The sequence below is a fragment of the Nonomuraea thailandensis genome, from assembly GCF_024172165.1.
In the GTDB taxonomy this organism is placed as follows: Bacteria; Actinomycetota; Actinomycetes; order Streptosporangiales; family Streptosporangiaceae; genus Nonomuraea; species Nonomuraea thailandensis.
On record NZ_JAMZEB010000001.1, the window covers coordinates 453,105 to 463,654 of the forward strand.

The window sequence follows — 10,550 nt, forward strand, 5'->3', positions numbered from 1 at the left end:
TCTGCTTGTCGCGTGGGATCGGGTGCGCCACAACAAGGGCGCCCGAACTGCCGGGGTGGACGGGCAGACGGCCTATGCCATCGAGCATCGGGGCGTGGAGGTTTTCCCTCGACGACCTGCGCGCGAAGGTGAAGACCGGCCAGTTTCGTCCCCTGCCGGTGCGCGAGCGGATGATCCCGAAGCCCGGCAGTGGCAAACTGCGCCGCCTCGGGATCCCCACCGTGCAAGACCGAGTCGTGCAGGCAGCACTGAAGCTGGTCCTGGAACCCATGTGGGAGGCGGACTTTCTGCCGTGTTCCTACGGGTTTCGTCCCGGCAGACGTGCCCACGACGCGGTCGCCGAGATCAGAGTGTTCGCCTCGCCTCCACACCGCTACGAGTGGGCGGTCGAAGGCGACATCACCGCATGCTTCGACGAGATCTCGCACTCGGCCCTGATGGACCGGGTGCGACAGCGAGTCGGGGACAAGCGCGTGCTGGCTCTGATCAAGGCGTTCTTGAAAGCCGGGATCCTCACCAAGGACCGGGTGGTCAAGGACACCGAAACAGGTACTCCCCAGGGCGGGATCTTGTCCCCACTGCTGGCCAACGTGGCGCTGAGCGTCCTCGACGAGCATTTCGCCCCACGCCGTGACCCCAAGGCGCGACAGACGACGGCAGCAACCGGTCTTGCACCGGCTGAACCGCTACGCCGACGACTGGGTGCTACTGGTTCAGGGCAACCGAGCGGACGCCGAGGACAAGCGCACACAAGCAGCGGCCGTCTTATCCCCGATGGGCCTGCGCCAATCGGCGGAGAAGACCAGGATCTCCCATATTGACGAGGGCCTCGATTTCCTCGGATGGCGCATCCAGCGCCACCGCAAACGAGGGACCGACCTCAGCTACGTCTACACCTATCCCAGCAAGAAGGCCCTCCGGGCCGTCATGGGCAAGGTCAAACTGCGCTGCGATCGGATCGACACCAACCAACCGCTGGCCGTCCTCCTGCGCAGTCTGGTCTCTCTGCTGCGCGGCTGGACGACCTACTTCCGGCCCGGGGTCTCGCACGCGACCTTCCATTACCTCAGTCACTACACGTGGCAGTGCGTCATGCGATGGCTGCGCCGCAAACATCCCAAGGCCGGTTGGAGGCACCTGCGACGCCGCTACTGCCAAGGCAGATGGTGGCCCGCGGACGGCCGAGTGACCTTGTTCGACCCGGCGGCGGTGACGACCACTCGCTACCGCTACCGGGGCAACAAGATCCCCACGCCGTGGTCGAGCACTTAACAGCCCGCCGGGGCTTGTGGAGAGCCCGGTGCCTGGACAACGGGCACGCCGGGTTCGGGAGACGGTCCGGGAAAACCCACCAACGGCAACGCTGGCAGGGCGTCCCGGACCGATCTCACACCTACCGCTTCTGGAAGCAAACCCTCGGCTGGACCCGGCCCAAGCTGCGTGCCGCCCAGGCAGCCGACCGCTGGACCTGGCTGCTCGTCATTGCCCACACTCAGCTACGCCTCGGCCGCCACCTGATCGAGGACCTGCGCCATCCCTGGGAGAGACCCGTCCCGCGCGGCCAGCTCACACCCGCCCGCGTCCGGCGCGGGTTTCGGAACCCTCCGCCCGCTCCTCGCCCAACCGGCTGGCGCACCCAAACCCTCCAGACCTGGCCCGGGGCGCCCACCCGGCATCCCCAACCGCCGGCCCGCGCCCCGCTACGACGTCGGCAAGACCGTCAAACGCGGCCGCACCCTCGCAGCGCTACAACAATCCGGACAATGAAGAAGAAGTCAGGCGTGTGAACATCCCGGCGCAGCCGAGTCGATTTCGTGCTCGGCCGCGCCGACGTGCCTGTGAGGTAGCGATCAGTCGGCCCGTTCGTCGGGGTCGGACCTCGTTCCCGTGTCGAATGTCGCTGTCACGGGCGCGGTGCTCCAGTCGCTCACCTCATCGCCCCTGTCGACGCGCAGCAGCCGTGCCTGCATGGCTTCCATCAGCTGGTCGGCGCCGGGCAGGAACTCTGGGCCGTTGACGAAGTGCATGACGGCTCCGACGATGTCCTGTCTGTCGTCCTCGTCGAGGTCCTCGGCGTCGAACGGCCTCCAGCCTGTCGCGGTGGCCGCCGCGAGAAGGCGAGCGGGGTCGTGGACGTGCACCTCCAGCAGGCTGATCGTGCGTACGACCGGTCCTGGGAAGGCGTCGAGGCGGGCGTCGTGCGGCGTGCGGTTCTCAAGGTCGCCACCGAGGCCGGCCGAGTCGCGGCGGCCTCGCCGCAGGGACTCCCACGTGGCGGCGAGTTCGGGGGTATCGGCCCAGGTCCCGTTCACGACATCGGCCAGCGTGCGTCGGAAGGAGGCGGCGGGCGCGTCGGGCAGAGCCGCTGCGATCCGCTCCGACTCAGCGCGGGCGGCGGGGCCTAGGCCGTTCTCCAGCACCGAGGAGAGAAGGTAGGCGGCGTGCTGAGCGAGGGCGGGGTCGGTGCAGGTCAGTACGGCATGCAGGGTCGCGGGCTGGCGGAAGCGCTCGACGAGGGCGTACACCCTGCTCTTGGCGCGGGTGTGCTCGCAGTGGAAGGCACGAGGGACGGCAGAGGTCATGACGGGTTCTCCAACAACGTGAGGTACGTGGAAAACCGCTGGTGGGCGCGGTACGGCCACGCCCCCTGACGGAGAAGTCCTGCCCGCTGGTGCTGCTGGTACGGCCAGCTGCCCGGTTCGGTGTTCGCATCGTACCGCTTGGGCGTTGTTCCGGGTGACTACGCGTCGACTGGACCACCCGGGGTGAATCAGTCGCGGGGGTGGGCTCGTGCGGGTGAGCGCGTCGCTCAAACGAGTCGAACCACAAGACCTCGCAACAGGGAGTTGAGCAGGTCGACCACCCCAAGGCGTTGTTCGTTGTCCAGACGAGCGCAACGGTCTGGTGGATAAAGAACAAGCTTAGAGAGTGTCTCGTATCCTCTCTAACGATCTTCAGGGCGCAAAGGGATCTCCTCGCGACGAAATCACCGGGACGCTCTAGCCAGCACGAGCGCCGTCGTGTATGCCACCCCATATCCGGCAGGCAGCAAGTGGGCAGGCCCGGTCAGAGCGGCGCCGAGGCTTGCCACCGAGACTGTGGCCAGCACTATGGCAGCCACCGTTGTTTCTCGTGCGGCCACGGTTACCACTGCGAAACCGCCTAGGACGCCCGAGGCGACAAGAAGATCCAGCAGCAGCCATGCGTCCAGTAGGCCCGCATTCGTCAGCAGGTGGAGCAGCGGCGATGGAAGCGATGGCGTCCAAATGTAGGTGAGCCCGCTGGCCATGTTGAGGGCCGGTGGGAGGGCTACCAGGAGGCCCAGCAGCGCCACGCACCAGCGTCGACGCCTCAGGGGTGAGCGATCGTTCAGGGTTGCTGTCCGGGCTGGTCGGTGATTCCTGCGCCGATGGGGAGCGATAGGGAGAGGATCGCTCCCCTTTTGATGAAGGCCTTGGCGTCGCCCATGAATTTCGAGTGGTCTGCCACAGCGACGACGCGCCCGCCACGATAGGCGTAGGTGGACGGATCGAGCAGTATTTCGTGCCTTACCCAGCAGTCTTCGGTGCGTGCGATGGGCAGCGCAAGCTGTCCCTCGACGTCGATCGCGTCCTGGTTCAGTGTCACGTGGATCTGGCCATGGTCTGGTAGATGGCGGCCTCTTGGGCCGGGGGCACGAGTGTGCTGAAGGCTCTGGCGTTGTGCTGCTCCTCGGTGGCGTTGATCGCGCTCATCTCCCGGGACATCCCCGCCAAGAGGGCATCTGGGTTCTGTGGCACTGCGGCCACTGTCGCGTAGTCGCTGGGGAGGCATGCCGTGCGTCGCACATTCCCCTCCGACGATTTGGCACTAGAACGGTCACATGCTGTCAGTGGCCGTCACCGCTGACGAGAGGGATGACCGCCGCTTTTCGTCGAATTCCTGCCTGAGCTGGCGGCGCCCCCTCAGGCGACTCGCGACGCAGACGCTGGCGTTCGGGTCCATGCCTGTGGCTCCTTCCTGGTCAGCCGCCTGGTCATGAGCGTGATCGCGGCAACGGTCAGGTGCGCCTCGCTATGCGAAGGTTTGCGTTCGAAGTCGACCACGTTGCGGCGGGCGATCATCAGCTAGGAAAGCGACCTCTCGACGATCCACCTTCTCGCGAGTACTTTGAACCCGGTCTGACCAGGCCTTTTAGCCACGATCTTCAAGATGAGGCGCAGAAAGCGGCGGGCCCACTCCCCCGCGTTCCGCGTAATTCAGCGGCATGGAGGTTCGAATGTGGGCTCTGAACTGGGCTGATATGGGTGTGGCCACCTGGAGGGCGTTTCTCTAGGCGGTGGTGTTCGTGCTGGTCAGCGTGCTGCAGGTTTCAGATCGATGACCTGCTTGGGGGCGGGGACAGCGAGCTTGGCGAGCAGGTCCTGCTGGGGCTTGGTGAGGGCGGTGACCTGCCGGAACAGGCCTGCGGGGCCGGTGAAGGTGCCCAGGTGGAGCCGGTCGAGGTCGCGGCGGCAGGTGGGCCAGGTGCTGCCGGTGGTGGTCTCGATGACCCGGATGAGCAGCAGCGCCAGCCAGCAGAGGATGACATGAGCGCGGATGCGTTCTTCGAGCCGGTGATAGACCGGTCGCAGGTCGATGATCTGTTTCATGTCCCGCCAGCCCCGCTCGACCTCCAGCAGCTGCTTGTAACCCAGCGCGATGTCCTCAGCGCTCAGGCGCGGGTCGCTGCAGCGCAGCAGATACTTGCCGTCCAGGTTCTCCTCGGCCTTGACCTTCGCGGTGTCGATACGGAGCTTCCCGGCCGGTGTCGCCCGCAGATATCGGTTCAGGCCGGGCTTGGTGGCGATCTTCCCGCGCAGCTCCCCGCGTTTGAACTCACTCACCGCATCGGATCCGTCGATCAGGTCGGTGAGCTGGGCGACGAGCTGCTCACGCATGCGCCTGTCGCGCTCGGCCGCTTCGGGGTTGTGGCAGATGACGAACCGGTCGGTGTCGCTGATGCGCACTTCCTTGATCCGCATGCTGTCGGTGATCTCGGTGTAGCGGCCCTGCCTCGACAATGCGGCCTTCACCTCGGCCGATCCGGAGCGCAACTTCTCCCCGATGATGTACTGGTGGTCGCCTTGCCGCAGGTAGCGGCGGTTTTCCACGGAAGAGAAGCCCCGGTCGGTCACCCACACGATCTTCGACAGGGTCCAGTCCCGCATATCGTCCTTGACCTGCCGGATCAAGCGCTGGTCGGAGGCGTTGCCGGGCCAGCACCAGCAGCGGACCGGGATCCCGTCCCGCGTGACGGCCATCCCGATCACGATCTGCGGAAGATCGTCACGGGAGTCCTTGGAGTTGCCGTAGGTCCGAAACCCTGCCGCCTGGCTCTCCTGCCCGTCGCCGGCCTCGCGGCCGGGTACCCGCTCGTCGCGGGCGACGGGCTCATCGCCGTGCTCGAGTTCGAAGTAGGTGCTGGTGGTGTCGAAGAAGAGCAGGTCGACCTCAAGATTAAGAAGGTTCGCGACCTCGTCGAACACCTGCTTCTCCAGATCGTCCTTCACCTCGTGCAGCCAGTCCATCGCCCGGTAGCACGCATCGTCATCAGTGCCGGGCAGGCCGTCGATATGGACGTCATGGGTGATCCAGTCCGCAGCGGCCAGCTTCGAGGACGGCGCCAGCGCCCGGTTGGCGACCAGGCCGAACAGCACCCGCTCGGTCGTGGTCATGTTCCGGCGGCGGCCCCGCTTGGGCTGCCCGACCCGGCTGACGATCTGATCGACCTTCAGCCGCCGCCACAGATGATCGAGAACGTAGGTGCCGCCGAACGGCACCGAGGACGTGAACTCCAGGTCCGAGGCTGCCGTCGCCGCCAGGGCCTCGCCCGGCTCCAGAAGCCGCGATAGAGACGCGACGAGCCGCCGGACCGCCTCGCGATCGAGTTCGTCCTCACGACCGAACGTGAACAGGACCTTCGGCACTGCACGGCCCTTCACCGGATCCCACTCGTTATGGGCCAGATGCAGGTACCGGACCGTCCCGGACTTGTTCTCCCGCTTCGTCGTCTTCACGTACACAGCTCTAGACCATAAACACCCACCCAAGCTCAGCGCAGCCAAACTGCGAAAATCGCGTCTCTAGGCGATTCCGGCCTGTCAGCTCCGGCCCGAGTCACTGACCAGCATGTTCAGGCCGGACCGGCCTCTAGGAACCCCGAATTATGCGGAACGCGGGACTCCCCTGCGTTCCGCGTAATTCAGCGGGCTGGAGGCTCGGATTCGGGGTCTGGCCTGGGGTGACACCGGTGTGGCCGCCTGGAGGGCGTTTCTCTAGGCGGTGGCGGAGGTGCTGGTCAGCGGGGTGCGGCCTGAAGGTCGATGATCTTCTTGGGGTGGTCGATACAGAGCTTGGAGAGCAGGTCGATCTGGGATTTGGTCAGGTCGGTGACCTGACGGAATGTCCCGGTGGGGCCGGTGAAGGTGCCCAGGTGGAGGCGGTTGAGTTCGCGGCGTGCGTGCTGCCAGGTCGTTCCTGCCGTGGTCTCAATGATGCGGATGAGCAGGAGGGCGAGCCAGCAGAGGATGACGTGGGCGCGGATGCGTTCTTCGAGCCGGTGATAGACCGGCCGCAGGTCGATGATCTGTTTCATGTCGCGCCAGCCCCGCTCGACCTCCAGGAGCTGCTTGTAACCCAGGGCGATGTCCTCGGCCGGCAGGTGCGGGTCTGAGCAGCGCAGCAGGTACTTCCCGTCGAGGTTCTCCTCGAACTTGATCTTCTTGTGATCGATGCGGAGCTTGCCCGCAGGGGTGGTGCGCAGGTAGCGGTTCAGGCCGGGCTTGCCGGCGATCTTCCCGCGCAGCTCACCCCGCTTGGACTCGCTCAGGGTGTCGGTGCCGTCGATCAGCTCGGTCAACTGGGCGACGAACTGCTCGCGCATGTGGGCGTCCCGCTGGGCGGCTTCGGGGTTATGGCAGATCACGAATCGTTCGGTGTCGCTGATCCGGACTTCCTTCACGCGCATGTTCTCGGCGATGTCGGCATAGCGGCCCTGGCGGGCCAGGGCCGCCGTCACCTCGGGCGACCCGGAGCGGAGCTTCTCGCCGATGATGTAGGCGTGATCGCCCTGGCGCAGGTAGCGGCGGTTGCGTTCGCTGGAGAACCCCCGATCGGTCACCCACACGATCTTGCTGAGGGTCCAGTCACGCATATCGTCCTTGACCTGCCGGATCAGGGCTTGGTCTGCGGTGTTGCCGGGCCAGGACCCGGCCAGGACCAGCAGCGGACCGGGATGCCGTCCCTCGTGACGGCCATGCCGATCACGATCTGCGGGAGATCGTCGCGCGAATCCTTGGACTTGCCATAGGTCCGGAACCCGGTCTCGTTACCGGCGTCCTGCCCGTCGGTGGCCCTCTCGCCCCGCTCGTCGCGGCCGACCGGCTCGTCGGCCTCCCCGAGCTCGAAGTAGGTGCTGGTGGTGTCGAAGAACAGCAGGTCGACCTCAAGGTTGAGCAGGTTCGCGACCTCGTCGAACACCTGTTTCTCCAGCTCGTCACGGACTTCGTGCAGCCAGTCCATCGCCCGATAGCAGGCGTCGTCATCGACGGTGGCCAGGCCGTCGATGTGGACGTCGTGGTTCATCCACTCCGCGGCGGCGAGCTTGGAGGACGGAGCCAGCGCCCGGTTGGCGACCAGGCCGAACAGCACCCGCTCCGTGACGGTCATGTTCCGGCGGCGGCCCCGTTTGGGCTGCCCGACCCGGCCGACGATCTGATCGATCCGCAGCCGACACCACATCTGGTCGAGGACGTGCGTGCCGCCGAACGGCACCGACGACACGTACTCCAGGTCCGAGGCCGTCGTTGCTGCCAGCGCGTCTCCCGGCTCCAGCAAGCGCGATAGAGACGTGACCAGCCGCTTGACCGCTTCCCGGTCCAGCTCGTCCTCACGGCCGAACGTGAACAGGACCTTCGGCACCGCCCGGCCCTTCACCGGATCCCACTCGTTATGCGCCAGATGCAGGTACCGGACCGTCCCGGACTTGTTCTCCCGCTTCGTCGTCTTCACGTACACGACTCCAGACCTTATGGCCCAAGCCCAGGCCAGAACGCTAAATCCAGAAATCGCGTCTCTAGGCGAATCCAGCCGTCGACCCAGACTCCAAATCCCTGACCTGCGCGTTCAGATAACTACGACCTTCAGGAACCCCGAATTATGCGGAACGCGGGACTCCACCAGCGTCCCGGCGTAGGCGCTGTCGCCCCAGATGAGGGTGAGCGGCGGGTGCAGCATCGCAGCCGGGCCAGCAGTTCCCGGGCAGCGTCGCGGTCGGGCTGTCCGGCTGGCGTGACCATCACCGTCATGAGCAGGCCGAGCGTGTCCACGACAAGGTGACGTTTCCTGCCTCCCACCTTTTTCCCGGCGTCATAGGATCGTGAGCGCCCGGTGACGCTGGCCGCGGCGCGCACCGACTGGGAGTCGATGATGCCGGCGACCGGGTTGGGGCAGCGGCCCGCACGCAGCCGGATGGCGCGGCGGAGCTCATCGCGGATCCGGTTGAAGACCCCGGCCCTGGCCCAGCGGCTGAAGAAGCAGAAAACGGTCTTGAAAAGGCGGAAAATCCGCAGGTAATGCCCTCCATTTTGTCGCATTGTCAGTGATGTACCTGATCGCATCGAACACGTCGCGGCGGTGATGCTTCTCCGGGTGGCCGCCCTTGGGGGTCTGACAGGCGGGCACCGGCAACAACGGTCAATGAGTGCCCATTCTTCGTCGGTGGTGTCGGAGGGGTAGCGGCGGGGACGCACGAGTCACACTCCCGCCTTGTTGACCAGGGTCAGCGCCGTCTGGACCACGTTGAGCTGGCCCAGCACCAACTTGATCCACTCTTCCTCCGGCGTGAGCGCCGCATGAGGCGCCACAGTGGCCGACAGAAACCGGCCGATCCGGGTCAGCTCGGTGCGCAGCCGCGAGCACTCGTAGGCGATCCAGTCGTCAGGGCTGGACGCGAAGGCGTATCCGCCGGCGTAGGTCCAGATCAGCGGGGTGTGGTTGGCCATTGCCGAGACCTCTCGGATGTAGAGGATGCCCTTGCGAACGTGATAGAGGCTCAGGCCGGTGGCGGCCACGAGTTGCCGGGCGGTCAGCCCGGCCGGGCGGGCCTCTAGCAGAGCCAGGCGCACCTGCTCCCCGCAGACGTTGGCCGCCAGGCCCCTGTCGGGCATGGTCTACTCGCCGCGTAGCAGCCGCGCCAGGCTCTCATCGAGGCTCACGTCCCCCGACTCGATAGCCACCTCCAGCCAGTCAGCCGTCGCCCGGACGCGCGCCACGTTGCGCGCCACCGCGGCCTGCTCATCGCCGGCGACACACCGACCCCGAACCCGCTTCCGCACACACTTACCGCTTAACCTGCAGAAACAGGATCACTCGAAGATCGATTCATACACCACGTCCGTGGACGTGACCGTCGCGGCTGCGCTCGATGCGGGGCAGGGCAGGCGTGCGGTGTCGTACCACCGGCTGGCCTGCTGGGCGTGCTCGACCTGCGCCCGGCTGACCATGTGCTTGGCCAGATCGTCGCGCATGGACCGGTCGGCCACCTGCGGCCGGCGCAGCAGATCGGTGGCGCATAGACGAGAGGCGATCGAGCGAACCCCGCCACAGGCCGCAACGTCGCGGCACCGTCCCGTTGTGGTGGAACAGGTTCCACACCCTGTGCACCCAAGATCTGATCCCCGTCCAGCCCCACCCGGTCGCGTACCAGGTTCTCGTGGTTACGGCCTGTGCCTCGTGTTACCTAGTGTGATGCGCCGGAAATTTCGACTGTTAGTACGTTTGCTGTTTTATGTCGCATCGAGGACGCGAGCTTTCGAGGCCGTGCTCTCGGAGGAGGAACGCTTCGAGTTATCGCACCCAGGCGGCGGGCGGGATGAGCGCCCGGCTGGCTGAGCGTGCGCAGATCCTGCTCGACCAGGTTGAGGACGTCATCATCGCCACGCTGGAGTCCATCCCGGGCAGGGACACCCACTCAGATGTCCGTCAATCCGGATCAAGCCCCGTTATCCTGGGATCCACGTACGGCGCCGCACACGCCGTCCTGACCAGCGCCCTCTCCGAGAACCTGGCACCCGCCCAAGCCGGCAGGGCCGCCACCCACAAGACCACCAGGCCGTTCCACGAACCCGAGGGTGACAGTGGCGGGAGTGAGGCGGGCCGCCATCCCAGACCCCCACCTCGCTTCTGCCGGGCCGGGCGGGAGCCCGTGCAGCAGCATCCGTCCACGCTGCCGACGGCTGGTCACCCGTCAGGTCCTCTGGTCCATGTGCTCCCGCAAACTCCTCGGGCGCATGTCGACCCAGTTCTGCTCGACGTATTCCAGGCACGCCTGCCTGCTCTCGGCACCGTGGATGACCCTCCATCCTTCGGGCACATCGATGAAGGCAGGCCACAGTGAATATTGTTCCTCGTCGTTGACCAGCACGAAGAACTCGCTGTCTTCATCATCGAAAGGATTTGTCACCGCTACCCTCCAGAACGCAGCTTCCGAGAAAATCCTGATATCAGCTACAAGGCTGAACCGGCAGGTC

General features: G+C 65.9%; 8 protein-coding genes and 3 pseudogenes. 2 read left to right on the plus strand and 9 right to left on the minus strand.

Annotation, left to right across the window (positions count from 1 at the left end):
• Positions 1-74 precede the first annotated feature (74 nt).
• Together HD597_RS02190 and HD597_RS02195 are read left to right on the plus strand one after the other, a co-directional pair.
• A complete protein-coding gene (locus HD597_RS02190) occupies positions 75-821 on the plus strand; it encodes a reverse transcriptase domain-containing protein (protein WP_253739981.1) in 747 nt (248 codons plus the stop codon).
• Positions 775-1,272, plus strand: coding sequence for a group II intron maturase-specific domain-containing protein (locus HD597_RS02195; protein ID WP_253739982.1), 498 nt, complete (start codon positions 775-777; stop codon positions 1,270-1,272). Before HD597_RS02190 ends, HD597_RS02195 begins: the two co-directional genes overlap by 47 nt.
• 578 nt (positions 1,273-1,850) lie before the next feature.
• Here HD597_RS02195 and HD597_RS02200 read toward each other — a convergent pair.
• The 9 genes and pseudogenes from HD597_RS02200 to HD597_RS02240 all read right to left on the minus strand — a co-directional run bounded on the left by HD597_RS02200 (position 1,851) and on the right by HD597_RS02240 (position 10,483).
• Complete coding sequence (locus HD597_RS02200; protein ID WP_253739983.1) at positions 1,851-2,582, minus strand: hypothetical protein; 732 nt, start codon at positions 2,580-2,582, stop codon at positions 1,851-1,853.
• Positions 2,583-3,369: 787 nt separating this feature from the next.
• Positions 3,370-3,627 carry a hypothetical protein gene (locus HD597_RS02205; protein WP_253739984.1) on the minus strand — a complete coding sequence of 86 codons (258 nt, stop codon included), beginning with the start codon at positions 3,625-3,627 and terminating at the stop codon, positions 3,370-3,372.
• A 707-nt stretch (positions 3,628-4,334) separates the two neighbouring features.
• A complete protein-coding gene (locus HD597_RS02210; protein WP_425572316.1) occupies positions 4,335-6,044 on the minus strand; it encodes an IS1634 family transposase in 1,710 nt (569 codons plus the stop codon).
• A 275-nt stretch (positions 6,045-6,319) separates the two neighbouring features.
• A pseudogene (locus HD597_RS67205) lies at positions 6,320-8,037 on the minus strand (IS1634 family transposase).
• 125 nt (positions 8,038-8,162) lie between these two features.
• Positions 8,163-8,615 carry a transposase gene (locus HD597_RS02225; RefSeq protein WP_372513326.1) on the minus strand — a complete coding sequence of 151 codons (453 nt, stop codon included), beginning with the start codon at positions 8,613-8,615 and terminating at the stop codon, positions 8,163-8,165.
• Positions 8,616-8,628: 13 nt separating this feature from the next.
• Positions 8,629-8,703 (minus strand): annotated as a pseudogene (locus HD597_RS66555) (hypothetical protein); the annotation flags it as partial.
• A gap of 71 nt (positions 8,704-8,774) precedes the next feature.
• On the minus strand, positions 8,775-9,188 hold the full coding sequence (locus HD597_RS02230) for a hypothetical protein (RefSeq protein ID WP_253739990.1): 414 nt from the start codon (positions 9,186-9,188) through the stop codon (positions 8,775-8,777).
• Positions 9,189-9,191: 3 nt separating this feature from the next.
• Positions 9,192-9,608: pseudogene (locus HD597_RS02235) on the minus strand (DUF6192 family protein).
• Positions 9,609-10,267: 659 nt separating this feature from the next.
• Positions 10,268-10,483, minus strand: coding sequence for an MbtH family protein (locus tag HD597_RS02240; protein ID WP_253740348.1), 216 nt, complete (start codon positions 10,481-10,483; stop codon positions 10,268-10,270).
• Positions 10,484-10,550 lie beyond the last annotated feature (67 nt).

Coding starts and splice junctions, on each gene's coding strand:
- HD597_RS02190 (WP_253739981.1), top strand. CDS start 75: ATGCCATCGAGCATCGGGGCGTGGAGGTTTTCCCTCGACGACCTGCGC.
- HD597_RS02195 (WP_253739982.1), top strand. CDS start 775: ATGGGCCTGCGCCAATCGGCGGAGAAGACCAGGATCTCCCATATTGAC.
- HD597_RS02200 (WP_253739983.1), bottom strand. CDS start 2,582: ATGACCTCTGCCGTCCCTCGTGCCTTCCACTGCGAGCACACCCGCGCC.
- HD597_RS02225 (WP_372513326.1), bottom strand. CDS start 8,615: ATGCGACAAAATGGAGGGCATTACCTGCGGATTTTCCGCCTTTTCAAG.
- HD597_RS02230 (WP_253739990.1), bottom strand. CDS start 9,188: ATGCCCGACAGGGGCCTGGCGGCCAACGTCTGCGGGGAGCAGGTGCGC.